Origin of the sequence: Streptomyces sp. Wb2n-11, from assembly GCF_001049855.1 — a bacterium.
Taxonomy (GTDB): Bacteria; Actinomycetota; Actinomycetes; order Streptomycetales; family Streptomycetaceae; genus Streptomyces; species Streptomyces altiplanensis.
In genome coordinates this window covers 2557356-2582064 of the sequence record NZ_CVPB01000001.1, presented here as the reverse complement: position 1 = coordinate 2582064, position 24709 = coordinate 2557356, and the positions used below count along the sequence as shown (strand labels likewise).

Sequence of the window (24709 nt, the reverse complement as noted above, 5' to 3'; positions counted from 1 at the left end):
TTGATCACGGAAATAGCTAGACTTGCTTGATCCGATCGGAGGTGGTTATCAGTGGCCAGTAGTACCGGAAGCGGCGGGAACGGCGTCAAGGGCAAGCAGCCCAGCCTCGCGCAGCTGCGCGCGTTCGCCGCCGTCGCCGAGTACCTGCACTTCAGGGACGCCGCCGCCGCGATCGGCATGAGCCAGCCGGCGCTGTCCGGGGCGGTCTCGGCGCTGGAGGAGACCCTCGGCGTGCAGCTTGTCGAGCGTACGACGCGCAAGGTGCTGCTGTCTCCGGCGGGGGAGCGGCTCGCGGTGCGGGCCAGGGCCGTGCTCGACGCGGTGGGCGAGCTGATGGAGGAGGCGGAGGCGGTACGGGCGCCCTTCACCGGGGTGCTCAGGCTCGGGGTGATCCCGACGGTGGCGCCGTACCTGCTGCCGACGGTGCTCACGCTCGTACACGAGCGGTACCCGGAACTGGACCTCCAGGTGCACGAGGAGCAGACGTCCTCGCTGCTGGAGGGGCTGGCGGCGGGGCGGCTCGACCTGCTGCTGCTCGCGGTGCCGCTCGGGGTGCCGGGGGTGGCCGAACTGCCGCTGTTCGACGAGGACTTCGTGCTGGTCACGCCGCGGGGCCACGGGCTGGGCGGGCGCGGCGACATACCGCGCGAGGCGCTCAGGGAGCTGCCTCTGCTGCTGCTCGACGAGGGGCACTGCCTGCGCGACCAGGCGCTCGACATCTGCCGGGAGGCGGGCCGTACCCAGGGCGCACCGGTCACGACGACCGCCGCCGGCCTCTCCACGCTGGTGCAGCTGGTCGCGGGCGGACTCGGGGTGACGCTGCTGCCGCGCACGGCGGTGAAGGTGGAGACGGACCGCAACGACCGGCTGGTGACGGGGCACTTCGCCGACCCGGCGCCGTCGCGCCGGGTCGCGCTGGCGATGCGGACGGGGGCGGCGCGCCAGGGCGAGTTCGAGACGTTCGCGCAGGCGCTGCGGGAGGCGATGCGGCGGCTGCCGGTGCGGGTGGTGGCCGGCGCGGGGTGAGGTGCGGGGTCCGGGGCGGAGCTCCGGCCCGGCAAGGGGCGGGCGGGGAGCGGCCCGCAGGGCCGGGGCTCCTACGGGGCCGGGGCTCCTACGGGGCTGGGGGCTCCGTGTCCGTGTCCGTGTCCGCGTCCGGTGCCTTCGGAGGCCGCCCCCGGCGGCGGATCGGCGCCGCCCCGCCGGGGAGCCTGCCGTTCTCCGACAGGGCCCGCCGCAGCAGGAACTCGATCTGCGCGTTGGCGCTGCGCAGGTCGTCGGACGCCCAGCGGACCAGGGCGTCGTACACGACGGGATCCAGCCGCAGCAGCACCTGCTTGCGCTGCCGCTGCTTCCGCTGAGGGGTCTCGTCCGTCACTGGTAAAGAGTGCCGGTGTTGAGGACGGGCTGGGCGGACCGGTCGCCGCACAGCACCACCATCAGGTTGCTGACCATCGCCGCCTTGCGGTCGGGGTCGAGCTCGACGATGTCCTGTTCGGCGATCCGGGTGAGGGCCATCTCGACCATCCCGACCGCGCCCTCGACGATCTGCTTGCGCGCCGCGACGACCGCGCCGGCCTGCTGGCGCTGGAGCATCGCCGACGCGATCTCGGGCGCGTACGCGAGGTGGGTGAAGCGGGACTCGATGATGTGGACCCCGGCCGCCTCGACGCGCGCGTGCAGCTCGACCGCGAGCTTCTCGGTGATCTCCTCGGCGTTGCCGCGCAGGGACAGGCCGTCCTCGTCGTGGGCGTCGTAGGGGTACTCGATGGCGATGTGGCGTACGGCGGCCTCGGTCTGGGTGGCGACGAACTCCAGGAAGTCGTCGACCTCGAACGTGGCCTGCGCGGTGTCCTCCACCTTCCAGACCACGACCGCGGCCAGCTCGATCGGGTTGCCGTAGGCGTCGTTGACCTTGAGGACGGCGGTCTCGTGGTTCCTGATCCGGGTCGAGATCTTCGAGCGGGTGGTCAGCGGGTTGACCCAGCGCAGTCCGTCGGTGCGGATGGTGCCGCGGTAGCGCCCGAAGAGCTGGACGACGCGGGCCTCGCCCGGCGCGACCATGTTGAGGCCGCACATCGCGAAGAACGCGGCGAGGGCGACCAGGACGCCGACGGCGATGAGCGCGGCCTTCGGGCCGGCCGAAGTGAGGGTGGCGCCGAAGACGGCGAGCGCCGCCCCGGCGAGCAGTCCCAGCAGGCCCAGCAGCAGGGCGAGGCCGCCGCCGATGCTGTGCGCGGCCCTCTCGCGGACGCGTGGCGCGGGCATCTCGGGCAGGTCGGTCGGTACGGGCGTGCTGGTCACGGACATGATCGTCCCCCGGTTTCGTGTGCTGGCGGTGGTTCGGCTTACCTAGCAAATTGATATCACTTTTTCGGGGTCCGTAAACCCGGGCGGGGGTTTTCGCAACCCTGGAGCCCCTTCATGAGTCGGTTCCGGTGAGGCGGGTGCTGATTGTCACGTACGGAAAAGAGTGGATCGACAGCCCTTTGTCCGCATGGGTGGTGTTAGTTTTCTGAGCTGACATCCGGGGGCTCGATGAGCGGAGTTACGGACCAATGGGCCGAGCAGAAGCGAGACAGGACCGGAAGCGCGGTGCGCGCCGGGCGAGGAAGGAGGGAGGCATACGCCGCTTCTTCACCTGGAGGAAACTGCTGGGCACCTTCTTCGGGCTCTGCCTGCTCATGATGGGCGTCTTCGTGGCGCTGTACATATGGGTGCCCGTGCCGGCGGCCAATGCCGAGGCCGAGCTCCAGAGCAACGTCTACAAGTACAGCGACGGCAAGATCATGGCCCGGACCGGCAAGGTCAACCGTGAGATAGTCCCGCTCTCCCGCATCCCCAAGGACGTCCAGACCGCCTTCGTCGCCGCCGAGAACCAGAACTTCTACAAGGACTCCGGCGTCGACTTCAGGGGCACCGCCCGCGGCCTGCTCAACACCGTCACGGGCAAGGGCAAGCAGGGTGGCTCGACCATCACCCAGCAGTACGTCAAGAACTACTACCTGACCCAGGACCAGACGGTCACCCGCAAGCTCAGGGAGCTTGTGATCTCCATCAAGGTGGACCGGAAGAAGGACAAGTCGTACATCCTGGCCGGTTATCTCAACACCAGCTACTTCGGACGCGGCGCGTACGGCATCCAGGCCGCGGCCCAGGCGTACTACGGCGTCGACGCCGAGAAGCTGTCCGTCGAACAGGGCGCGTACCTCGCGGCGCTCCTCCAGGCCCCCAGCCAGTACGACTGGGCGGCGGCCAGCCCGACCGGCCGGAAACTGGTCAAGGAGCGCTGGAACTACGTACTCGACAACATGATCGAGATGAGGGCGCTCGACCGGGCCGAGCGCGACGCCATGGAGTTCGACATACCGCGGAACCCCAAGGGTGCCGCCGGCATGGAGGGCCAGACCGGCTACATGGTCGACGCCGCGAAGGCCGAGCTGAAGAAGCAGGGTGTCAGCGAGGCCGAGTTCGACGCGGGCGGCTGGACGATCACGCTCAACATCGACGAGAAGCGCCAGAAGGCGCTGGAGCGGGCGGTCGAGCAGCAGCTGGAGTCCCAGCTCGACCGCAGGAACAACAAGGTCGACGCGACCCTCCAGGCCGGCGCGACCTCGGTGGACCCGAAGACCGGCGAGGTCGTCGCGATGTACGGGGGCGTGGACGCCACCAAGCACTACCTCTCCAACGCCACGCGCTCCGACTACCAGCCGGCCTCGACCTTCAAGCCCGTCGTCCTCGCCGCCGCCCTGGAGAACGACTCCAAGACGCAGGACGGCGAGCCGATCACGCCCCACACGGTCTACGACGGCACCAGCAAGCGCCCCGTCGAGGGCAGCCCCACCCCCTTCGCCCCGCAGAACGACCTGGGCAGGAGCTTCGGACCCATCCCCGTCGAGCAGGCCATGGCCAATTCGGTCAACTCCGTCTTCGCGCAGATGGCCGTGGACGTCGGCCCCGCGCGCGTCAAGGAGACCGCCCTCGACCTGGGCATGGAGGACAAGGGCGGCTTCGACGAGCGCCCCGCCATGTCCCTCGGTGTGATGGGCGCCAGCACGATGGACATGGCGGGCGTCTACGCGACGCTCGACAACCACGGCGAGAAGGTCACGCCGACCATCGTGAAGTCCGCGGAGCACAAGGACCGCGAGGGCGGCAGGGTGGATCTCCCCGAGCCGGCCGCCGAGCAGGTCGTCGACCGGTCGACGGCGGACAGCGTGACCAAGGTGCTGACCGGAGTCGTGAAGAACGGTACGGGGCGCCAGGTCTACAGCCCGGCCTACAACGCGGCGGGCAAGACCGGCACGTCGGAGAAGAACCGGTCCGCCTGGTTCGTCGGCTACACCCCCGAACTCTCCACCGCCGTGGCCATCTTCGGCGAGTCAACGAAGCCGGGCGGCGGGCAGGTCTCCCTGACCGGTACCGCCAACGCCGGCCGCGCCAGCGGTGGCGGTTTCCCCGCCAAGATCTGGGCGGACTACACCCGCGGCGCCCTGGGCGGCGGATCCGACGCCGACTTCGACCTGGAGATCGGCCCGGACGACACCTACTCGCCCCCGCCGGCCGACACCCCCGAACCGACCCGTACGCCGACCACGCCCCCGGCGACCCCGACCACGCCGCCGGCCGATACGCCGTCCAGCACGCCCCCGAGCCGTACGCCGACGAGCGAGTCCCCGGACCCGACCGAGACGGTCACCCCGCCCGCCACCGGCGGCGGTGACACCGGGGGCACCGACGGCGGTGCGGACGACGGCGGCGCCACGGACGGCGGTGCGGACGACGGCGGCGCCACGGACGGCGGCGACACCGGCGGCGGCGACACGGGCGGTGACACCGGCGGTGGCGACACCGGCGGCGGCATCACCGAGGGCGGCACGGACATCGGCGGCCGCGACGACGCCCGGCCGCCGCGCCCCTGACGGACCGCGCCGCACATGGCTGCGGCGGGCACCCGGGGTGCCCGCCGCAGCCGTACGCACCGAGCGGTCACGGGCGGGTGGCCAGCTCGAACCAGACGACCTTGCCGGACGACAGCCGCGTCGCGCCCCACCGTCTCGCCAGCCGGTTCACCAGGAAGAGCCCGCGCCCGCCCTCGTCCGTCTCCCGCGCCCGCCGCTGCCTCGGCAGCTGCGGCGAGTCGTCGCCGACCTCGCAGCGCAGGACATCCGTACGCAGCAACCGCAGCGTCACGGGCCGCTCGGCGTACCGCACCGCGTTCGTCACCACCTCGCTGACCAACAGCTCCACCGAGTCGCTCAGCTCCTCCAGGCCCCAGCGGACCAGCGCGCGCCGCGCCAGCCTGCGGGCCCGGCCGGGCGCCTGCTCCTCCGGCTCCAGGAACCAGTACGCCACATCGCTCGGCGCGATCCCGTCGAAACGGGCGGCGAGCAGCGCGATGTCGTCGTCGCGGTCGCCGGGCCCGAGCATGTCGAGTACGTCGTCGCACAGCGCTTCCAGCGGCGGGGAGTGGTCGGGTCCCGTCAGCTGTGCGGTGGCGGCGAGCCTCTCCCGCAGCTGCTCGATGCCCGTCCAAACGTCCCGCAGCCGCGACTCGACCAGGCCGTCGGTGTACAGCAGCAGCGTGGCACCCGCCGGGGCGTCCAGCTCGACGGCCTCGAAGTCGACCCCGCCGACGCCGATGGGGGCGCCCGGCGGCACCCGCAGCACCTCGGCCCGGCCGCCCAGGTGCAGCAGTACGGGCGGCGGGTGCCCCGCGTTGGCGATGGTGATCCGGTGCGAGACCGGGTCGTACACGGCGTACAGGCAGGTCGCCATGCGGTCCGAGCCCAGCCGCTGCGCCTGCTCGTCGAGGTGGTGCAGGACCTCCTGCGGCGGCAGGTCGAGACCGGCGAGGGTCTGCGCCGTCGTCCGCAGCTGGCCCATGATCGCGGCGGACGTCATGGAGTGCCCCATGACGTCGCCGACGACGAGCGCGACGCGGCTGCCCGGCAGCGGGATCGCGTCGTACCAGTCGCCGCCGACGCGGGCCGTCTCGGCGGCCGGCAGGTAGCGCGAGGCCAGCTTGACGCCGGTCGGCTGCGGGAGCGAGTCGGGCAGCATGGTGCGCTGGAGCTCGTCGGCGATGTACGCCTCGCGTCCGTACAGCACCGCCTTGTCGATGCCGAGCGCCGTGTGCGTCGCCAGCTGGGCGGCGACCAGCAGGTCGTTCGCCTCGAAGGCGGGCCGCTCCGGGCGGCGCAGGAACACGGCGGCGCCGATCACCCGGCGCCGGCCGCGCAGCGGCGCGAGGATCGCACGGTGTCCGCCCGGCAGTCCCATGGAGTCCCCGAGCAGCTCGGGCAGGGCCGCCCGGGCGGACGCGGAGTCGCCGAACACCGGGCGTACGCCCCTGAGCACCTCGGCGAGGGCCCCGCCGCTGCGCACTTCGCACAGCTGCGGCGCGGGCATCGGCTCGACCTGGAGGTCGAACTCCTCGGCTCCGTCGTCGGTTAAACGCAGCCGGTCGGTACGGCGCAGGCGCAGCATGAACGGCACGGCGGGACGCTCGTCGCCGACCGGGAGCGGGTCGCGCAGGTACACGAGGATCGCGTCGGTGAAGGTCGGCACGGACGCCCGGCACAGGCCGAGCACGATCTCGTCGAGGTCGATGCCACGCGCGATCCGCCGCGTCGCCGCCCCCACGAACCGCAGCCGGTCCCCCTCTCCCCTGGTCACCCCGGCGGGCTCCGGGGATCCGTCGGCGGCCGGCGGGGGAGCCGCCGCGGGACCTGGCACCATCGCGGGCACCTCCTCCTGCCGTGGCCGGGCGCGCTCGTGCGGCCGGGCGACCAGAGGCTGCCGGCCTTCGTGCGAGGTGGACTGGTGCTCCGTCACGCGTGGGGTTCCGTCCGTCCGGGGAGCTTGTGCGAGGCAATCGCTCTGTGGGGCGGTATACCCGCTCTGCGGGCGGCCTCGACAGGGTGGCGGTCCTGGAACTCCGCGGACTTGCTCGCGAGCACGGCTCCACCCCCCTGTGGTGACATACGGTCAATTCCTTTTCCGAGGCCGCCGGTTGCCGACGGGCCCGGTGCGTCCAGTGCGCTCGGTGTTGCGGAAGACGATCCTACGTTTGACCCATGGGGGCGTATCAAGGGTCTCACGGTGCCATGTGAACAGGAGTGCGGTCCCAGTCATCGGGCAACCGGGGAACGGCCCACCTCGGATCGGGCCGCCAGTGCTCCCAGCCGTCGCGGAACGGGGACCCCCACGCGCTGATCACGTCGACCGCGGCCCGCCCCGCCTCCCGGACCCGCCGCGCCTGGGCGGCGCTCAGCAGCCCCACCCGGCGGGCCTGCGCGAACTCGTCCTCGTCGAGCCAGTACCAGGCGCGGTCCGGGTGCACGGAGATGTCGAGGAAGTGGTCCTCGGAGTCGACCCCGCCCGCCCAGCGGGTGCGTGGCTCCTCCAGGTTCACGTACCAGTTCTTGAACCGCCAGCCCTGGTCCCAGAACAGCCACACCGACCAGGGCTCGCCGGGCCGCGCCAGCTTCAGCACGCCGGTGCCCCGCCATCGCGAGGTGGTCGTGGTGCGCGGCGCCGTGTAGCGGGTGGCGAGCGGCTCCTCGTGCACGGGCGTGCCGTCCGCCAGCACCGGCCGCACGCACGGGGTGCCCGGTGCCATCCACACCGCGAGGAGTTCCTCGGTGTCGCGGACGACCGTGACGGGGCGGCAGATGTGGATCCTGTCGGAGGCGTTGCCGCGGTAGCGCCAGAGGATGTGGTCCCCCGGCGCCCAGCGCGCCCCGCCTGCCTCAGTCGCCGTATCTGTCATGAGCAGATCTTAGGAGTACGGGTGGCGGGGCGCTGCGACCGAGGTCACGGCTGCGTCGGAGGTGGGTCAGAGGTACGTCACGGATGCGTCATGCGCAGCACGTCCAGTGCCTCGTCGAGCTGGGCCACGGTGAGGTCGCCCCGCTCGACGTACCCGGACTCCAGGACGACCTCGCGGATGGTCTTCTGCTCGGCGAGGGACTTCTTGGCGACCTTCGCGGCCTCTTCGTAGCCGATGTACTTGTTGAGCGGGGTGACGACGGACGGCGACGACTCCGCGTACGTGCGGGCCCGTTCGGCGTTGGCCGTGATGCCGTCGACCGTACGGTCGGCCAGCAGCCGGGACGCGTTGGCGAGCAGCCGCACCGACTCCAGGAGGTTCTTCCCCATCACCGGGAGCATGACGTTGAGTTCGAAGTTGCCCGCGGCGCCGGCCGCCGCGACCGTCGCGTCGTTGCCCGTCACCTGGGCCGCGACCATCAGAACGGCCTCGGGAATGACCGGATTGACCTTGCCGGGCATGATCGAGGAGCCCGGCTGGAGATCCGGAAGGCTGATCTCGGCCAATCCGGCGCGCGGTCCCGAGGCCATCCAGCGCAGGTCGTTGCAGATCTTGGTGAGGGAGACCGCGACCGTACGGAGCTGGCCGGACGTCTCGACGAGTCCGTCCCGCGCGCCCTGCGCCTCGAAGTGGTCGCGGGCCTCGGTGAGCGGCAGACCGGTGGCGCGGGTGATCTCGGCGATGACGGCGGCGGAGAAGCCGGGCGGGGTGTTGATGCCGGTGCCCACCGCCGTTCCTCCGAGGGGGAGTTCGGCCAGGCGGGGCAGGGAGGCCCGCAGCCGCTCGACGCCGTACCTGACGGCCGCCGCGTAGCCGCCGAACTCCTGGCCGAGGGTGACGGGCGTGGCGTCCATCAGGTGGGTACGGCCGGACTTGACGACGTCCGCGAACTGGGCCGCCTTGCGCTCCAGGGAGGCCGCGAGGTGGTCGAGGGCCGGGATCAGATCACCCGTCACGGCGGCGGTCGCCGCGATGTGGATGGACGACGGGAACACGTCGTTGGACGACTGCGAGGCGTTCACGTGGTCGTTGGGGTGGACGGGGCTGCCGAGGCGCTCGGTGGCGAGCGTGGCGACGACCTCGTTCATGTTCATGTTGGAGGACGTGCCGGAGCCGGTCTGGAAGACGTCCACCGGGAAGTGCTCGTCCCAGTGCCCCTGGGCCACCTCCCCGGCCGCCTCCTGGACCGCCCGCGCGATGTCCTTGTCGAGTACGCCGAGTTCGGCGTTGACCTGGGCGGCGGCCGCCTTGATGCGGGCCAGGGCCTCGATGTGGGCGCGCTCCAGGCGCTGCCCGGAGACGGGGAAGTTCTCCACGGCCCGCTGGGTCTGGGCCCGCCACTTGGCGTGCGCCGGCACGCGCACCTCGCCCATCGAGTCGTGCTCGACGCGGTAGCCGTCCTGGTGGTCGTCGGTCGTCATGGTCGCGTACCTCCTGTGGAAAGTTCGGAAAAGTTGAGCACTTGTCTTGTTCTGCGTATTCCCAAGTCGCCTACCCGCCAGTAAATACCGGGGGTAACAACAAACCGGGGAGGCGCAATGCAGCGCACACGGCTCAGACTCCGCACTACGGCCCTTCGCTCCACGGTCGTCGCGGCCGCCGCACTCGCGGCGGCCGTCGGCGGCCTCGCGGCAACAACCCCCGCCACCGCCGCCGACAGGATGTCATCGGCGTCCACCCCCCTTCCGGCCGAGCTGGAGGCCGTCCGCGCGGCCGAGGCCACCAAGCTCTACGGCGACCCGGCCGAGCGGCCCATGGACCGGCGCAAGACCGGGCTGATCTCCCTGGGTGACAGCGAGATATCCGGCGAGGGCGTCGGCACGTACGAACCCGGCACCAACCGCCCCGGCAACTGGTGCCACCGCTCGCCGGACGCCGCGATCCACCGCACCGGCATCCCGGCCGACGTCACGTACAACGTCTCCTGCTCGGGCGCGCACACCGGCAACATCAGGATCGGCGGGACCAAGCAGTACGCCGACGAGCTGGTCCAGAGCGACAACCTGGCCGTCAAGGCCCGCAACACCCGCATCAAGATGGTCCTGCTGGTCGCCGGCGCCAACGACGACCTCCAGTTCGGCCCGGTGATGACGGACTGCGTCACGCGCTGGCTGACCCTCCAGGGCCCTTGCGGACCCAAGTACGCCCCGGGCTGGCAGGCGCGCGTCGACGGCCTCGTCCCCAAGGTGGAGCAGACGGTCCGGGACCTGCGCAGCGTCATGCGCGACGCCGGGTACGCCGACGGCGACTACAAGATGGTCGTGATGGGCTACCCCAGCCCCATCGGCCCCGACATCAAGGACAACCCGAACTTCCCCGGCAAGATCCCCGGGGGGTGCGCCGGGTACGACTCGGACGCGGCCTGGGGCCGCAACAGCGCGGTACCGGCCTTCGAGCGCGGCATGCGCAGGGCGGCGGCCAGTACCGGCTCCGTCTACCTCGACAACTCCCGCCTCTTCCACGGCCACGAGGTGTGCATGGAGGACCCCTGGGCGCGCGGCCTCTACATCGACCTGTCCAAGCCGGGCCTCCCGGACGAGAACTCGGTCCGCCAGTCCTTCCACCCGAACATCCGCGGCCACGAGGCCTTCGCGTCCTGCCTCACCCAGATGTACGGCTCCGGGCTGCGCGAGGCGAGCTGCGCGGACCCGGCGAGTACGGGAAAGCCGGTGCTCTTCGCGGGGGCGTGGGACGACGCGTACGGGCCGCTGAGGAACGCGGAAACGGGCACCTGCGCCGACATACCCGGATCGACGACGCGCAAGGGGACGGCGGTCGGCGGCTGGGACTGCCACGGCGGCCGGAACCAGGGCTGGTGGTACGACGCCGACCGGAAGTCGCTCCGCACGGAACTGAGCCACGACCGGTGCCTCGACGTGCCGGGAGCGAAGTACGAGGCGGGCACGGGCCTGGTCCTCTGGGACTGCTCGGGCGCGGCGAACCAGCAGTTCGTGCGTGACGGCTCCACGATCCGCCCGGCGGCGTCGACGGGCCTGTGCGTGACGCTCGCGGCGGCCAAGGACCCGCTGCGGCTCCAGCCCTGCACGGGCGCGGCGGACCAGCGCTTCGCGTAACCGGGGACCGCCCCGGACCCCGGTCGCCGGACGGGCCCGCTCTCCCCGGCCCGTCCGGCGGCCGGGGGCTACGTCCGCGGGCGGCGACGCCTAGGCCAGGCCGGGACCCCGTACCGGGATCGAGGTGAACGTCGGGGCAGGGGCGGGCTCGGTGAAGAAGTCGTTGCCCTTGTCGTCCACCACGATGAACGCCGGGAAGTCCTCCACCTCGATCCGCCAGACCGCCTCCATGCCGAGCTCCTCGTACTCGACGACCTCGACCTTCTTGATGCAGTCCTGCGCGAGCCGGGCGGCCGGCCCGCCGATCGACCCGAGGTAGAAGCCGCCGTGCGCGCCGCAGGCGTCCGTGACCTGCTTGCTCCTGTTGCCCTTGGCGAGCATGACCTTCGAGCCGCCCGCCGCCTGGAACTGCTCGACGTAGGAGTCCATCCGGCCGGCCGTCGTCGGACCGAAGGAACCGGACGCGTACCCCTCGGGGGTCTTGGCGGGGCCGGCGTAGTACACCGGGTGGTCCTTCAGGTACTGCGGCATCTCCTCGCCCGCGTCCAGCCGCTCCTTGATCTTGGCGTGCGCGATGTCGCGGGCGACGACGAGCGGGCCGGTCAGCGAGAGCCGCGTCTTGACGGGGTACTTGGTGAGCTCGGCGAGGATCTCGCCCATCGGCCGGTTGAGGTCGATCCTGACGACGTCACCGGCCTCGTCCAGCTGCTCGTCCGTCGTGTCCGGAAGGAACCGCGCCGGGTCCTTCTCCAGCTGCTCCAGGAAGACGCCCTCGGCCGTGATCTTCGCGACCGCCTGGCGGTCCGCCGAGCAGGACACGGCGATCGCGACGGGCAGCGAGGCGCCGTGGCGCGGCAGCCGCACCACGCGCACGTCGTGGCAGAAGTACTTGCCGCCGAACTGCGCGCCGATGCCGATCTTCTGCGTCAGCTCGAAGACCTTCTCCTCCAGCTCCCTGTCGCGGAAGCCGTGGCCGGTCGGCGAGCCCTCGGAGGGCAGCTCGTCCAGGTAGTGCGCGGAGGCGTACTTCGCGGTCTTGAGCGCGAACTCGGCCGACGTGCCGCCGACGACGATCGCCAGGTGGTACGGCGGGCAGGCGGCCGTGCCCAGCGAGCGGATCTTCTCCTCCAGGAACTTCATCATGGAGGCCTCGTTGAGGACCGCCTTCGTCTCCTGGTAGAGGAAGGACTTGTTGGCGGAGCCGCCGCCCTTCGCCATGAAGAGGAACTTGTACGCGCCGCCGTCGGTCGCGTACAGCTCGATCTGCGCGGGCAGGTTCGAGCCGGTGTTCTTCTCCTCCCACATGGTCAGCGGGGCCATCTGCGAGTAGCGCAGGTTGAGCTTGGTGTACGCGTCGAAGACGCCGTGCGAGAGGGCCTCCTCGTCGCCGCCCTCGGTCAGGACGTTCTGGCCGCGCTTGCCCATGACGATCGCCGTGCCGGTGTCCTGGCACATCGGCAGGACGCCCGCCGCCGCGATGTTCGCGTTCTTCAGCAGGTCCAGGGCCACGAACTTGTCGTTCGAGGACGCCTCCGGGTCGTCGACGATCCGGCGCAGCTGGGCGAGGTGCGCCGGCCGCAGGTAGTGCGAGATGTCGTGCATCGCCTCGGCGGCGAGGGTGCGCAGCGCCTCGGGTGCGACCTTGAGGAACGTACGGCCGTCGGCCTCGAAGGTGGAGACACCCTCGGCGGTCACCAGGCGATACGGCGTGGTGTCCTCTCCCAGGGGGAGCAGATCGGAGTACGCAAACTCTGGCATTACGGCCATTCCTCACTCGGCAGACGGCAACTGGCCTCCGTTGGCGCAGCGCGTCCACCAGCGTAAGACTCCGGTGGAGGGCGGGGTCTGTGAGGTAAGGCTCAGTCGGCGGGCCTCCGCACTAGTCGCGATCTATCGCGTTTGGGTACGCTGGGACGGTGGACCTCGACAAGAACCATCCAGCGCCCACCCCCCGAGAGCCCGCCCTCCGCGCGTCCGACGCGGACCGCGACCGGATCGCGGACATCCTGCGCGACGCCATGGCCGAGGGCAGGCTGACCGCCGAGGAGCACTCCGACCGCATCGACGCGGCCTACCGCGCCAAGACCGTCGCCGAACTGGAGCCGCTGGTCCAGGACCTGCCCGTCCCCGGCGGCGCCCGCGGCGGGCAGGCCGCGGCGGCGTACGGGCCGGACGATCCCTCGGCGCCGGCCCTGGCGGAGAACCTGGTCGCGGTCTTCAGCGGCTCGACGCGCAAGGGGCGGTGGCGGATCGGCCGCAGGACCAACGCCTTCGCGCTCTTCGGCAGCGTGGAGATCGACCTCACCGAGGCGCTCTTCGGGCAGCGGTTGACGGTGATCAACGCGACCTCGATCTTCGGCCACGTCGAAGTCCGCGTCCCCGAGAACATCACGCTGCGCGGCAGCGGCACCGGGATCTTCGGCGACTTCGAGGTCGACACCCTCGAAGCCCGCAATCCCGAGGCGCCGGTCGTGGTGGTCAACGGCTACTCGGTCTTCGGCAGCATCGAGGCGAAGCCCAAGCGCGGAAAGCGCATCGCGGACCTGCACGGTCGCATGCGCAAACACCTCGGACACTGACGCGGTTCGAAACCCTGTGCATAGGCGCGCGCACAGCGGGTAGGGAGTGCTGCATCGCTGCTCGCTCCCGAAGACGTCGTCAGGAGTAGACCGTGCTGCATCCGCCGCATCAGTCCCTGCAGGTCGCCGCCGTTCCGTCGCAGCGTGCGCCGGCCCGGGACCAGGCCGGCCCATGGCACACGGAGGCGGTGTGCCGCCGGGACGAGGCCGGGCTGTTCTTTGCCCCTTCGAAGGAGCCGACGGCCGCGAGACTGGCCCGGGAGGAAGCCGCGAAGGGCGTCTGCGCGCGGTGTCCCGTGATGATCGAGTGCCGGGAGCACGCACTGCTCCAGCCCGAGCCGTACGGCGTCTGGGGCGGCCTGACGGCGGCCGAGCGCCGGGTGGTGCTGGCCAGGCGCAGGCGGCGCGAGATGGAGCTGAAGGCCGCCTCGCCCGGAAACCGGATCGCCGCCGCGGGCTGACCCGCGCCGCCCACTCCCCCTTCTCGCTCCCTCCGGCTCCGCTTCCCCCTTCCGTGCGTCTCAACTGACCTGCCTTTTCATGTCAGTTGTGCGAGCATCGGACGGGGTGCGTGTGGCGCGCGCCACCTGAGGCGGACCGAGGTGCACGGGGAGTCGCATGGACCGCAGGCACGGCACGGAAGTCAGGTTCGAGGTGGCCGCGGGCCCGGATCGTGACGCGGATCTGCGGTCCCTCCACAAGTGGCTTTCCGACGACCTGTCGCTGCGCGGTCACGCGCGCATCGACAAGGTCGCGCAGGACACCGCGGCGCAGGGCCGGATGGGGTTCGACGCGGAGGCCGTGGCCGCGCTGGTGTCCATGGCCGCCGCGGTGGCCCAGCTGCCGATCTCGTTCGACGCGTGGCGGAAGGCGCGCAGGCCGCGCAGCCCGGTGACGGTCAATGTCTTCGGCGCGGACCCCGAGCAGATCGCGGAGATCCTGCGCGCGCACGGGCAGGAGCCCCCGGCGGCGGACCCGGACCCGCACCCTTCGGCGGCGACGGATCCGGAGACCCCGGCAGCGGGCCCCGGCTCCCCGGACGGCGCTCCGCCGAGCCTCGGCGGACACACCCCGTGACGGCCGCCGTCCGCCCCTCGGGGGCCCCGCTGCCGCCGGAGGGCGGGGCGCGGCGGATCGACCCGGACCGCTCCGCGTGCGTGCTGATCGGGGTCGACAAGTACCCCGGCGGCAAGGGCCTCGCACCACTGCGCAGTGTCCGGCACAACCTCACCGAACTGCGCGGAGTGCTGACCGACAGGTCGGTCTGGGGCATTCCCGACGACCGGATCGTGACCGTCTCGAACCCGAAGACCTCCGCCGAGATCTGCGACCCGATCAGGGCCGCGGCCGAGCTGGCACTGGACACCCTGCTGGTCTACTACGCGGGTCACGGCCTGCTCGACCGGGACGACAGCAGGCTCTGCCTCACCGTCCCCGGCTCCAGCGAGGACAAGCCGGAGACCTGCGTGGACGCGGGCTACGTGCGCCGTGCGATGAAGGACAACGGCGCCGCGATGCGCCGGGTGCTGATCCTCGACTGCTGCTTCAGCGGCAAGGTGCTCCAGATGTCGCCGGCCACGGCCGGGGCCGTGGCCGCGGATCTCGGGGTGCGGGCGGCGGTCAAGACCCTGCGGAACATCAAGGGCTCGTACGTGATGACCTCCGCCACGCACGACCGCCCGTCCCACGCGCCGGACCCGGACGACTGCAGCGTCTTCACCGGGGAGCTCGTCGACGTACTGCGCAAGGGTGTTCCGGACGGGCCGGAGATGCTCGGGCTGCACGCCGTCTTCCAGGAGGTCAGGGACCGGGTCGCCGGGAGGGAGGACCTGCCCACGCCCCAGGAGCCCCAGGACGAGAGCCAGAACGGCGTCGGCGACCTGGAGTTCGTCCGCAACCTCGCCGTACTCCCGCCGCTGCTTGCACCCGACCCCGTGGTCCCCGCGACGCGCAGGCGGCGCTGGCCGTGGGCCACCGCGGCCGGCGTGCTGGGGCTGGGGATCGGGTTCGCCACGATGCCGGCCGTCCACTGGTGGCAGGAGAGCGTCCGCGAGCCGGTCTTGGCGGTGGGAGAGTGCGCCGAGGGCGCCGTCCTGCTCGACCACTCCGACGCGCTCGACAAGAAGGAGGCCGACGGCGAGAAGGTGTCGGGCCTGTCGGGCCTCGCGCTCCTCCCCGGCGGGAACGGCGAGGCGCTCGCGCTCGCCGACAACGACTTCAACCGGGTCTTCCCGCTGCGGCTCGGCGGTCCCGAGGCCCTGGAGCCCTCGGCGGGGACCGCCACCACGCTGCGCCCCGCGCCGGGCGGCAGACTGCCCGACTGGATCGACGCGGAGGCGCTGGTCGTGGAGAAGGGCGGCCGGACGATCCTGGTCGCCGCGGAGACGGGCCCCGCCATTCGCAGGTTCGACCTGGCGACCGGCCGCCAGGTCGGCGCGGACCTGCCCGTGCCGAAGGAGTTCAAGCCCTGGCCGGCCGGCGGTGCCCAGACCGGCCGCACCATCGAGGCGCTCGCCCTCAGCCCCGACGGCCGCCACCTGTACGCCGGAATGGAGGCGTCGCTGTCCCAGGACGGCGACGAGCGCGGCCGCAACCTGCTGCGCATCCAGCGCTACAAGGGCACGCCGGGCGGCTCGTACGTACCGGACCGGCAGTATGCCTACCGGGCCGCGGACGGGCTCTATCTGACCGAACTGGTGGCGGTCGGCGAGAACGAGCTGCTGGCCCTGGAGCGCCAGTACGCCGCCGGGGTCGGCAACGCGGTCCGCGTCCAGCGGCTGTCGCTCGGGGGCGCGCAGGACGTGACGGGGGAGCGGGCGCTGTACCGCAGGCCGGCCGACGAGTTCGTACGCAGCGACAAGCTCTTCGACCTCGCCGACTGCCCGGGCGGAGACCCCGGGCAGGTGGCCGTGGAGGGCCCGCAGGCGAACCCGCTGCTCCAGAACGCGGAGGGGATGGCGCTCGGTGAGCCGTGGACCGGGGGCAAGCGGAAGGGGTGGCGGCCGCTCTATCTCGTCTCCGACGACAACCTCAACGACGTGCAGATCACGCGTCTGTACCTGCTCGCCGTACGGGTGTAGGGAACGGCGCCCCCCCCGGACGAGCGGGGCGCCGTCACGCGGCCGGGGCCCCTACTTCGCGCGGTCGAAGTCGATGGCGCTGTAGGCGCGCAGCTTCGAGAGGCGGTGCGTCGAGTCGATCTGGCGGATCGTGCCCGACTTGGAGCGCATCACCAGGGACTGGGTGGTGGCGGTCTCGGCGCGGTAGCGGACGCCGCGCAGCAGCTCGCCGTCGGTGATGCCGGTGGCGACGAAGAACACGTTCTCGCCGCTGACCAGGTCGTTCGTGTGCAGCACGCGGTCGAGGTCGTGTCCCGCGTCGATGGCCTTCTGGCGCTCGGCCTCGTCCTTGGGCCACAGCTTGCCCTGGATGGTGCCGCCGAGGCACTTGATCGCGCAGGCCGAGATGATGCCCTCGGGCGTACCGCCGATGCCCATGAGCAGGTCGACGCCGGTGCCTTCGCGCACCGCCATGACCGAGCCCGCGACGTCGCCGTCCGAGATGAACTTGATCCGCGCGCCCGTCTCGCGGATCTCCTTGACGATGCCCTCGTGGCGGGGGCGGTCGAGGATCATCACGGTGACGTCTTCGGGGGTCGAGTGCTTGGCCTTCGCGACCCGGCGGATGTTGACCGAGACAGGGGCGTTGATGTCGACGAAGTCGGCGGCCTCGGGGCCGGTGACCAGCTTCTCCATGTAGAAGACCGCGGACGGGTCGAACATGGTGCCGCGGTCGGCCGCCGCGAGCACGGCGATGGCGTTCGGCATGCCCTTGGCGTTGAGCGTGGTGCCGTCGATCGGGTCGACGGCGATGTCGACCTCGGCGCCGGTGCCGTCGCCGACGCGTTCCCCGTTGAACAGCATCGGGGCTTCGTCCTTCTCGCCCTCGCCGATGACGACGATGCCGTTCATCGAGACGGTCGAGACGAGGGTCCGCATGGCCTTCACCGCTGCGCCGTCCGCGCCGATCTTGTCACCGCGGCCGACCCACCGCCCGGCGGCCATGGCAGCGGCCTCGGTGACCCGGACGAGCTCCAGGGCCAGGTTGCGGTCGGGGGCCTCGGGCGAGACCTCGAGCTGAGACGGAAGATGGTGCTCGGTCATCGGAGCGCACCTTTCTGTACGGCGACGGCCGGATAAAGAGGGTGTCGCCGACTCTATCGGTACGTCGACAAAATGAGCAGAGGGGGGCACGTATGAGCGGCATATCGGGATGAGCCGCCCCCCGCGCGGGCGGCGTCCGGGTATGGGGGACGATGGGGGAGTGGCAGGTATGAAAGGCAAGCAGACGGTCCGGGGCATGGTGCTGTCGATGTCGGTGATCGGCATCGCCGCCGCGAGCATGTACATGTTCATCCCGCACGACGACTCGGTGGACCCGCTGAAGCCGGTCGACTACCGCGTCGAGCTCGTCACGGCGCGGCGGGCCGCGCCGTATCCGGTGGCGGCCCCGGTGGGGCTCCCGGAGGCCTGGAAGCCGACGTCCGTCTCCTACGACCGGCAGGCCGGCGACGCCTGGCACCTGGGCTTCCTCGACCCCGAGCAGGAGTACGTCGCGGTCGAGCAGTCGTCCGGGCCCGCGGAGAAGTTCGTCCGCGAGGTCAGTCGGCAGGCGACGAGGACCGGGAAGACCCTGCGGGTCGGCGGGGAGGGCTGGCAGCGCTGGGAAGGCCCGAAGTACGACGCGCTGGTGCGCGAGGAGAAGGGCGTGACGACGGTGGTCACGGGGACGGCGTCGCAGGAGCGGCTGACCGAGATGGCCGAGGCGCTGGAAGCCGGGAAGGGCTGAGCCGCCGGGCCGCTCCGAGGCTCCGCCGGAGCGCTGGACATGACGAAGCCGCCGTAACCCCTGGGTTACGGCGGCTTTCTCGTGTCCCGTCGTCCTTCGTCCGGACGGACCGGCGTCAGACGGTGGTGACGACCTCGTCGTAGGCCAGGCGCGGGGAGCGCGGGAACCACGCGTCGTCGCCGGGCTTGCCGATGTTGACGATCATCAGCGGGGTGTGGTCGCCGTCCAGGAACTCCTTCTGGACGGCGGCGAAGTCGAAGCCGGTCATCGGGCCCGCGGCCAGGCCGGCGGCGCGGACGCCCACGATGAAGTACGCGGCCTGGAGGGCGGCGTTGAGGCCGGCGGCCGCCTCGCGGGCCGGGCGCTCCGAGAAGAACATGTCCTTGGCCTGCGGGAAGTGCGGGAACAGGGCCGGGAGCTCCTCGTGGAACTCGTTGTCGGCGGCCAGGATCGCGACCAGCGGGGCGGAGGCGGTCTTCGGCTGGTTGCCCTCGGCCATGAGCGGGACGAGGCGCTCGCGGGCCTCGGGGGAGCGGACCAGGACGACACGCAGCGGCGACTGGTTGAACGCGGTCGGACCGAACTTGACCAGGTCGTAGATCGCCTGGACCTGCTCCTCGGTCACCGGCTCGTCGGTGAAGGTGTTCGCGGTGCGGGCCTCGCGGAAGAGGAGGTCCTGGGCGGCGGCGTCGAGAACGAGAGACATGCGGCTTGCCTTCCGGGCGTACGAGGGGGGTGGGGCAAAGGGGTCGAGCAGTGACTTCACCGTAGGTCAAAGTAGGTTAACTTTCAACTAAAGCGAGGGTGTCGTGATCGGCCTCACAGTGCCCGTCCGGACCCCGCCCGGCCTCTTTCCCCGCCCGGCCTTCAGCTCTCGTCCGCGAGCACGGCGTCCAGGCGGGCCCTGGCCCCGTCCAGCCAGCGCCGGCAGACCTTCGCCAGCTCCTCGCCGCGCTCCCAGAGCGCGAGCGACTCCTCCAGCGTCGTACCGCCCGCTTCCAGGCGCCGTACGACCTCGATCAGCTCGTCCCGGGCCTGCTCGTACCCGAGCGTCGTCGCGGACTCATCCGTTTTGGCCATGCGTTCCACCCTATGTGTGCGTACGAACAAGTCTGTTTCTGCACCGCGCCCCACCCCTTCCCGAAGGCTTCTCCCGACGGCACCGGTCACCGGCCGCGCGCTCCACCCCGGCGCGGCAGGCTCCGCGGCGCGTTCACTCCACGACCCGCACGGCGAACTCGCCCTCCGAGACCCGGGCCCGCAGCTCGTCGCCCGGCGTGACCTCCTCCGGAGAGCGGACCACCGCACCGTCGCTCCGCTGGAGCACCGCGTAACCGCGCTCCAGTGTGGCCGCCGGGGACAGCGCCACCACCCTGGCCCTGGTGTGCGACAGCTCCGAGTCCGCCCGGTCCAGCAGGTGCCCCAGCGTGCGCCGGCTGCGCGCCACCAGCGCGTCGACCTCCGCCTCGCGGTCCTCCACCATCCGGTGCGGCCGTTCCATCGCGGGCCGGGCCAGCGTGTGCGCGAGCCCGCGCTCCTCGCGGTCCAGCAGGCCCTGCACGGTCCGCAGCGCCCGGTCGCGCAGAAGCTGGACGCGGTCCAGCTCCTCACCGACGTCCGGCACGACCTTCTTCGCCGCGTCCGTCGGCGTCGACGCCCTCAGGTCCGCCACCAGGTCGAGCAGCGGCGAGTCCGGCTCGTGCCCGATCGCCGACACCACCGGCGTACGGCACCCGGACACCGTCCGGACGAGCTGCTCGTCCGAGAACGGCAGCAGGTCCTCGACGCTGCCCCCGCCGCGCGCCACGATGATGACGTCGACCTCCGCCAGCTCGTCCAGCTCCTTGACGGCCTGGACGACCTGCGCCACCGCGCTCACCCCCTGCACCGCCACGTTGCGCACCTCGAAGCGGACGGCGGGCCAGCGCCGGCGGGCGTTCTCCAGGACGTCGCGCTCCGCCGCCGACGCCCGGCCCGTCACCAGACCGACGCACTGCGGCAGGAACGGCAGGGGCCGCTTGCGGTCCGGCGCGAAGAGCCCCTCGGCCGCCAGCGACTTCTTCAGCAGCTCCAGCCGGGCGAGCAGCTCACCGATCCCCACCGGCTTGATCTCCGCCGCCCGCAGTGACAGCTGCCCGCGCGGCGCGTACCACTCGGGCTTCGCGCGCACCACGACCCGCGCGCCCTCCGTGATCACGTCCGCGACCGGGTCGAAGACCTGCCGGAAGCAGGTCACGCCCACCGAGATGTCCTGCGAGGGGTCGCGCAGGGTCAGGAAGACGACCCCGGCGCCGGGCCTGCGCGACAGCTGCGTGATCTGCCCCTCGACCCACACCGCCCCCAGCCGGTCGATCCACCCACCGATGAGGCGCGAGACCTCACCGACCGGCAGCGGGGCGTCAGCGGACGTATTCAGAGCCATGTACGAAGGCTAGCCGCCGGCACCGACACCGGGCCCGGTCCGGCGCCCCCGTTGCGCGACCACCACGACCAGCCCCACGGCCAGCCACACCGCGCCCACCACCTGCGCCGTGCGCGACGCCTCCACGATCACCGCGACCGCCACCGCCGCGCCCAGCGCCGGCATCAGCACGTGCCGCCACCACACCGGCGGCCCCGCCATCCGCCGTACGGCGAACCAGCTCACCACCGACACGTGCAGCAGCACGAACGCCGTCAGCGCCCCGATGTCGACCACCGACACCAGATGGTCGAGACCGTCGTCGCGCCGGGCCGCCCACACCGCCGCCACCAGCGTCACCACGGCGGCGACCCCCAGCGCGAGCCGCGGCACGCCCGAGGCGGGATCGACCTTCGCCAAGGCGCCCGGCAGCCGCCGCTCCCGCGCCATCGCGAACAGCAGCCGTCCGGCCGCCGCCTGCCCCGCCAGCGCCGCGAACGCCGCTCCGACCGCCTTGCTCACCGCCACCAGATCGCCCAGCCAGGTCCCGACCGAGGCGTCCACCGCGTCGTAGAAGGCGGTCCCCTGCTTCCCCGGTTCCGCGGCGAGCTCCGCCGCCGGGCCCGGCTGGAGCAGCGCCGCCAGATACGTCTGCGCCACGAACAGCACGCCCGCCAGTGCCAGGCAGAACAGCACCGCCCGCGCCACCTTCGCCGAGCCGCCCGTCACCTCCTCCGCGAACGACGCGATCGCGTCGAACCCGAGGTACGACAGCACCGCCACCGACACCGCGCCCAGCGCCGCGGCGAGCGAGAAGCCGCCCAGGGAACCGTCGCCGGACAGCGGCGAGAGCCAGCCGCGCCGCGCCCCGTCCTGTACGAGCACCACGACCGCGGCCACCACGAACACCAGCAGCACCACGATCTCCATGGCCAGCACCGCGAAGCCCACGCGCGCGGCCGCCCGTACGCCCCACATGTTGAGCCCCGTGGTCACCACCACCGCGATTGCCGTCCACACCCATTGCGAGACGGACGGCACGAGCGTGTGCATCGCGATCCCGGAGAAGAGGTACGCGACCGCCGGGATCAGCACGTAATCCAGCATCGCCATCCACCCGGCGACGAACCCGGGCCCCTCGCCGAGCGCCTTGCGGGCGTACGCGAAGACCGAGCCCGCCTGGGGGACCACCCGCACCATCTGGGCGTAACTGAACGCGGTGAACGCCATCGCGACCGTCGCGACGACGTAGACGAGGGCCACCGCGCCGTGCGACTTGGCGTCGAGCGTCCCGAACACGCCGACCGGGGCCATGGGAGCGATGAAGAGCAGCCCGTAGACGACCAGGTCCCGGAATCCCAGACTGCGCCGGAGCCCGGCCGCCTCTTCCCTCGTCCCGGTCATCACGCCTCCGTACGCAGAACCACGCGGTCAGGCGTCCAGTCTTGACCACCGGCCCGATCTCCGGGCCCCGGGCACGCCCGTACGATGGGAAACATGACGACTGCACCCGCCGCCCGCCGTGTCCTTCTCGCCGCCCCCCGTGGCTACTGCGCGGGCGTGGACCGTGCCGTGATCGCCGTGGAGAAGGCCCTGGAGCAGTACGGGGCGCCGATCTACGTCCGCCACGAGATCGTCCACAACAAGTACGTCGTCCAGACCCTGGAGAAGAAGGGCGCGATCTTCGTCGACGTGACCGCCGAGGTCCCCGAGGGCTCGATCGTCATGTTCTCCGCCCATGGCGTCGCGCCGACCGTCCACCAGGAGGCCGCCGAGCGGAAGCTCGCGACGATCGACGCGACCTGCCCGCTGGTCACCAAGGTCCACAAGGAAGCCGTCCGCTTCGCCAAGGAGGACTACGACATCCTCCTGATCGGCCACGAGGGCCACGAGGAAGTCATCGGCACCTCCGGCGAGGCCCCCGACCACATCACCCTGGTCGACGGCCCCGAGGACGTCGCGAACGTCTCCGTGCGCGACGAGTCGAAGGTCGTCTGGCTCTCCCAGACCACGCTCTCGGTCGACGAGACCATGGAGACGGTCGACGCCCTGAAGCAGAAGTTCCCGAACCTCCTCTCCCCTCCCAGCGACGACATCTGCTACGCCACGCAGAACCGCCAGATCGCGGTGAAGAAGCTGGCCGAGGACGCCCAGCTCGTCATCGTCGTGGGCTCCAAGAACTCCTCGAACTCGATCCGCATGGTCGAGGTCGCCCTCGACGCCGGCGCCCCCGCCGCGCACTTGGTGGACTTCGCCGACGAGATCGACGAGGCGTGGCTGGAAGGCGTCACCACGGTCGGCCTGACCTCCGGTGCCTCGGTGCCCGACGTCCTGGTCGACGGCGTACTGGAGTGGTTGGCCGAGCGCGGCTACGGCGACGTGGAGACCGTGAAGACCGCCGACGAGTCGATCACCTTCTCGCTGCCCAAGGAGCTCCGCCGCGACCTGCGCGCCGAAGCGGCCCGCCTCTCCGGCAAGTGACGCCTCCGGCACGTGACGGTCAGCTCCACCCCGTAACGTTGAGTCCATGAACGTGTTCGGAGTGGACATCGGCGGATCCGGCATCAAGGGCGCTCCCGTGAACCTGGAGCGCGGAGACCTGGCGGAGCCGCGGCACAAGGTACTGACCCCGCACCCGGCCACGCCCGAGCGCGTGGTCGAGTGCGTCCAGGAGGTCGTCGGCCATTTCGGCTGGAGCGGCAGGGTCGGCGTCACCTTTCCCGGCGTGGTCACGGGCGGGGTCACCCGTACCGCCGCGAACGTCGACAAGGGCTGGATCGACGTCGACGCGCGGGCCATGCTCGGTGACCGCCTGGGCCTGCCCGTCACCGTCCTCAACGACGCCGACGCGGCCGGTGTCGCCGAGATGACGTTCGGTGCGGGCGTCGGCCGCAAGGGCACGGTCTTCCTGCTGACGTTCGGTACGGGCATCGGCAGCGCGCTCTTCCGCGACGGCGTCCTGGTGCCCAACACCGAGCTGGGCCATCTCGAGCTGGACGGCCACGACGCGGAGAAGCGCGCCTCCACGAAGGCCAAGGAGGACGAGGACCTGTCCTGGGAGCAGTGGGCGCACCGGGTGCGGAAGTACCTGGCGCACGTCGAGATGCTGTTCTCGCCGGAGCTCTTCATCATCGGCGGCGGGGTCAGCCGCAAGACCGAGAAGTTCCTCCACCTGATCGAGGGCATCCGCGCCGAGATCGTTCCCGCGCAGCTCCAGAACAACGCGGGGATCGTGGGCGCGGCCATGGCGGCCCGCGCCGGCGTGTAGCGGCTCCTGCCCCGCCGCTCCCCTCCCGCCGCTTCCGTTCCGCCGCCCCCTCCCGCTACTTCGCGGGCTTCCGGGCCGCGCGCCGGGTGGCGGCCTTGGGGGCGGCTGCCTTGGCGGTGACACGCGCGGCGGACCGGGCGGCGGTTCGGGCGGCCGCCCGCGTGGTGGTCCGCCGCCGCGTCATCAGCCGCACCTTGCGCACGGTCGCGATCAGCCCGGCCACGAGCGTGCCGCCGTACAGCCAACCCGCGTGTACGGCGAGCGCCGTGACCACGGCCATGACACGGCCGCCGAACCCGCTCGACCCCCCGGCGATCGGCACCAGACCGACGGCGAAGGCGATCGGTACGACGATCGGCGCGGTGACCAGGTCGGCGGGGCGCACCCACAGTGCGACGAGGGCGCTGAGGGGCAGGAACAGCAGTCCGTACACGAGCGACGAACCGTCGAACAGCAGCCGGTCCAGTCCGCCGGCCACCAGCATCACGGCCGAGGCGAACAGCCAGCTGCCGAGCCCGGTCAGCCGCGGATTGGGCAGTCGCCGCAGCGCCGGCAGGACGGGCGGCACGCCCCGTGCCGGTCTCACCGGCACCCGGCGGGCGCCGGCGGCCTCGGTGGGCCCGCCCGGCGGGAGCAGGGGGGACTGCGACCGCTGCTGGGGACGAGGGGGACGTGCCCTGTGTTGCTCCACCTGGACAACGTAGG

The 24709-nt window shown here is 71.7% G+C and carries 22 protein-coding genes; 10 read left to right on the top strand and 12 right to left on the bottom strand.

What is annotated here, in order from left to right:
- Window positions 1–51: 51 nt before the first annotated feature.
- A complete protein-coding gene (locus BN1555_RS11415; RefSeq protein ID WP_093799288.1) occupies window positions 52–1026 on the top strand; it encodes a hydrogen peroxide-inducible genes activator in 975 nt (324 codons plus the stop codon).
- 88 nt (window positions 1027–1114) lie between these two features.
- On the opposite strand, the gene BN1555_RS11410 is transcribed toward BN1555_RS11415, so the two are convergent.
- A complete protein-coding gene (locus tag BN1555_RS11410) occupies window positions 1115–1378 on the bottom strand; it encodes a type II toxin-antitoxin system antitoxin (protein WP_093799287.1) in 264 nt (87 codons plus the stop codon).
- On the bottom strand, window positions 1375–2268 hold the full coding sequence (locus tag BN1555_RS11405; protein ID WP_255306397.1) for an SPFH domain-containing protein: 894 nt from the start codon (window positions 2266–2268) through the stop codon (window positions 1375–1377). The genes BN1555_RS11410 and BN1555_RS11405 overlap by 4 nt, the downstream gene beginning before the upstream one ends.
- Before the next feature lie 290 nt (window positions 2269–2558).
- On the opposite strand from BN1555_RS11405, the gene BN1555_RS11400 reads away from it, so the two are divergent.
- Entirely contained in the window at window positions 2559–4922 is a 2364-nt protein-coding gene (locus BN1555_RS11400; RefSeq protein ID WP_093799285.1) for a transglycosylase domain-containing protein, read from the top strand.
- Window positions 4923–4989: 67 nt separating this feature from the next.
- Here BN1555_RS11400 and BN1555_RS11395 read toward each other — a convergent pair whose 3' ends face one another.
- The 3 genes from BN1555_RS11395 to BN1555_RS11385 all read right to left on the bottom strand — a co-directional run bounded on the left by BN1555_RS11395 (window position 4990) and on the right by BN1555_RS11385 (window position 9255).
- Complete coding sequence (locus BN1555_RS11395) at window positions 4990–6837, bottom strand: SpoIIE family protein phosphatase (protein ID WP_093799284.1); 1848 nt, start codon at window positions 6835–6837, stop codon at window positions 4990–4992.
- Between the two features lie 262 nt (window positions 6838–7099).
- Entirely contained in the window at window positions 7100–7774 is a 675-nt protein-coding gene (locus BN1555_RS11390; protein ID WP_093799283.1) for a cytidylyl-2-hydroxypropylphosphonate hydrolase, read from the bottom strand.
- A 77-nt stretch (window positions 7775–7851) separates the two neighbouring features.
- Window positions 7852–9255, bottom strand: a complete 1404-nt coding sequence (locus BN1555_RS11385) for a class II fumarate hydratase (RefSeq protein WP_093799282.1) — start codon at window positions 9253–9255, stop codon at window positions 7852–7854.
- A gap of 117 nt (window positions 9256–9372) precedes the next feature.
- Here BN1555_RS11385 and BN1555_RS11380 point away from each other — a divergent pair, with 117 nt between their 5' ends.
- Window positions 9373–10908 carry a ricin-type beta-trefoil lectin domain protein gene (locus BN1555_RS11380; RefSeq protein WP_093799281.1) on the top strand — a complete coding sequence of 512 codons (1536 nt, stop codon included), beginning with the start codon at window positions 9373–9375 and terminating at the stop codon, window positions 10906–10908.
- A gap of 90 nt (window positions 10909–10998) precedes the next feature.
- Here the strand turns inward: BN1555_RS11380 and BN1555_RS11375 are convergent, their stop codons facing one another.
- Window positions 10999–12675, bottom strand: a complete 1677-nt coding sequence (locus tag BN1555_RS11375) for a fumarate hydratase (RefSeq protein WP_093799280.1) — start codon at window positions 12673–12675, stop codon at window positions 10999–11001.
- A 149-nt stretch (window positions 12676–12824) separates the two neighbouring features.
- Between BN1555_RS11375 and BN1555_RS11370 the strand changes: the two genes are divergently transcribed.
- From BN1555_RS11370 to BN1555_RS11355, 4 genes are all read left to right on the top strand, one after another.
- Window positions 12825–13487 carry a DUF1707 SHOCT-like domain-containing protein gene (locus tag BN1555_RS11370; protein ID WP_093799279.1) on the top strand — a complete coding sequence of 221 codons (663 nt, stop codon included), beginning with the start codon at window positions 12825–12827 and terminating at the stop codon, window positions 13485–13487.
- Window positions 13488–13579: 92 nt separating this feature from the next.
- Window positions 13580–13948 carry a WhiB family transcriptional regulator gene (locus BN1555_RS11365; protein ID WP_093799278.1) on the top strand — a complete coding sequence of 123 codons (369 nt, stop codon included), beginning with the start codon at window positions 13580–13582 and terminating at the stop codon, window positions 13946–13948.
- A gap of 157 nt (window positions 13949–14105) precedes the next feature.
- On the top strand, window positions 14106–14564 hold the full coding sequence (locus BN1555_RS11360) for an effector-associated constant component EACC1 (RefSeq protein WP_093799277.1): 459 nt from the start codon (window positions 14106–14108) through the stop codon (window positions 14562–14564).
- Window positions 14561–16567 carry a caspase, EACC1-associated type gene (locus tag BN1555_RS11355; protein WP_255305996.1) on the top strand — a complete coding sequence of 669 codons (2007 nt, stop codon included), beginning with the start codon at window positions 14561–14563 and terminating at the stop codon, window positions 16565–16567. Before BN1555_RS11360 ends, BN1555_RS11355 begins: the two co-directional genes overlap by 4 nt.
- 51 nt (window positions 16568–16618) lie before the next feature.
- Here the strand turns inward: BN1555_RS11355 and glpX are convergent, their stop codons facing one another.
- Window positions 16619–17650 (bottom strand): class II fructose-bisphosphatase, encoded by a 1032-nt coding sequence (glpX, locus tag BN1555_RS11350; RefSeq protein ID WP_093799276.1) that lies wholly within the window; start codon window positions 17648–17650, stop codon window positions 16619–16621.
- Between the two features lie 169 nt (window positions 17651–17819).
- Between glpX and BN1555_RS11345 the strand changes: the two genes are divergently transcribed.
- The gene (locus tag BN1555_RS11345; RefSeq protein WP_255305995.1) at window positions 17820–18335 is read left to right on the top strand and encodes a DUF4245 domain-containing protein; all 516 of its coding nucleotides are present in this window, start codon (window positions 17820–17822) and stop codon (window positions 18333–18335) included.
- A gap of 115 nt (window positions 18336–18450) precedes the next feature.
- Here the strand turns inward: BN1555_RS11345 and BN1555_RS11340 are convergent, their stop codons facing one another.
- The 4 genes from BN1555_RS11340 to BN1555_RS11325 all read right to left on the bottom strand — a co-directional run bounded on the left by BN1555_RS11340 (window position 18451) and on the right by BN1555_RS11325 (window position 22140).
- A complete protein-coding gene (locus tag BN1555_RS11340) occupies window positions 18451–19041 on the bottom strand; it encodes a malonic semialdehyde reductase (protein ID WP_093799274.1) in 591 nt (196 codons plus the stop codon).
- A gap of 161 nt (window positions 19042–19202) precedes the next feature.
- Complete coding sequence (locus tag BN1555_RS11335; RefSeq protein WP_093799273.1) at window positions 19203–19415, bottom strand: exodeoxyribonuclease VII small subunit; 213 nt, start codon at window positions 19413–19415, stop codon at window positions 19203–19205.
- Window positions 19416–19548: 133 nt separating this feature from the next.
- The gene (xseA, locus tag BN1555_RS11330; RefSeq protein ID WP_093799272.1) at window positions 19549–20757 is read right to left on the bottom strand and encodes an exodeoxyribonuclease VII large subunit; all 1209 of its coding nucleotides are present in this window, start codon (window positions 20755–20757) and stop codon (window positions 19549–19551) included.
- A 9-nt stretch (window positions 20758–20766) separates the two neighbouring features.
- Window positions 20767–22140, bottom strand: coding sequence for an APC family permease (locus BN1555_RS11325; RefSeq protein ID WP_093799271.1), 1374 nt, complete (start codon window positions 22138–22140; stop codon window positions 20767–20769).
- A gap of 84 nt (window positions 22141–22224) precedes the next feature.
- Here BN1555_RS11325 and BN1555_RS11320 point away from each other — a divergent pair, with 84 nt between their 5' ends.
- Together BN1555_RS11320 and ppgK are read left to right on the top strand one after the other, a co-directional pair.
- Window positions 22225–23217, top strand: a complete 993-nt coding sequence (locus BN1555_RS11320) for a 4-hydroxy-3-methylbut-2-enyl diphosphate reductase (protein ID WP_093799270.1) — start codon at window positions 22225–22227, stop codon at window positions 23215–23217.
- 46 nt (window positions 23218–23263) lie between these two features.
- On the top strand, window positions 23264–24004 hold the full coding sequence (gene ppgK, locus BN1555_RS11315; RefSeq protein ID WP_093799269.1) for a polyphosphate--glucose phosphotransferase: 741 nt from the start codon (window positions 23264–23266) through the stop codon (window positions 24002–24004).
- Between the two features lie 55 nt (window positions 24005–24059).
- Here the strand turns inward: ppgK and BN1555_RS11310 are convergent, their stop codons facing one another.
- Entirely contained in the window at window positions 24060–24596 is a 537-nt protein-coding gene (locus tag BN1555_RS11310; protein WP_093799268.1) for a DUF6542 domain-containing protein, read from the bottom strand.
- Between the last annotated feature and the right edge of the window lie 113 nt (window positions 24597–24709).

Excerpts from the sequence above, each read along its gene's own strand:
- BN1555_RS11385 (WP_093799282.1), bottom strand. The coding sequence starts at position 9,255 with ATGACGACCGACGACCACCAGGACGGCTACCGCGTCGAGCACGACTCG.
- xseA (WP_093799272.1), bottom strand. The coding sequence starts at position 20,757 with ATGGCTCTGAATACGTCCGCTGACGCCCCGCTGCCGGTCGGTGAGGTC.
- BN1555_RS11405 (WP_255306397.1), bottom strand. The coding sequence starts at position 2,268 with ATGCCCGCGCCACGCGTCCGCGAGAGGGCCGCGCACAGCATCGGCGGC.
- BN1555_RS11400 (WP_093799285.1), top strand. The coding sequence starts at position 2,559 with ATGGGCCGAGCAGAAGCGAGACAGGACCGGAAGCGCGGTGCGCGCCGG.
- glpX (WP_093799276.1), bottom strand. The coding sequence starts at position 17,650 with ATGACCGAGCACCATCTTCCGTCTCAGCTCGAGGTCTCGCCCGAGGCC.
- BN1555_RS11375 (WP_093799280.1), bottom strand. The coding sequence starts at position 12,675 with ATGGCCGTAATGCCAGAGTTTGCGTACTCCGATCTGCTCCCCCTGGGA.
- BN1555_RS11360 (WP_093799277.1), top strand. The coding sequence starts at position 14,106 with ATGGACCGCAGGCACGGCACGGAAGTCAGGTTCGAGGTGGCCGCGGGC.
- BN1555_RS11390 (WP_093799283.1), bottom strand. The coding sequence starts at position 7,774 with ATGACAGATACGGCGACTGAGGCAGGCGGGGCGCGCTGGGCGCCGGGG.
- BN1555_RS11335 (WP_093799273.1), bottom strand. The coding sequence starts at position 19,415 with ATGGCCAAAACGGATGAGTCCGCGACGACGCTCGGGTACGAGCAGGCC.
- BN1555_RS11325 (WP_093799271.1), bottom strand. The coding sequence starts at position 22,140 with ATGACCGGGACGAGGGAAGAGGCGGCCGGGCTCCGGCGCAGTCTGGGA.
- BN1555_RS11380 (WP_093799281.1), top strand. The coding sequence starts at position 9,373 with ATGCAGCGCACACGGCTCAGACTCCGCACTACGGCCCTTCGCTCCACG.
- BN1555_RS11340 (WP_093799274.1), bottom strand. The coding sequence starts at position 19,041 with ATGTCTCTCGTTCTCGACGCCGCCGCCCAGGACCTCCTCTTCCGCGAG.
- BN1555_RS11345 (WP_255305995.1), top strand. The coding sequence starts at position 17,820 with ATGAAAGGCAAGCAGACGGTCCGGGGCATGGTGCTGTCGATGTCGGTG.
- ppgK (WP_093799269.1), top strand. The coding sequence starts at position 23,264 with ATGAACGTGTTCGGAGTGGACATCGGCGGATCCGGCATCAAGGGCGCT.
- BN1555_RS11320 (WP_093799270.1), top strand. The coding sequence starts at position 22,225 with ATGGGAAACATGACGACTGCACCCGCCGCCCGCCGTGTCCTTCTCGCC.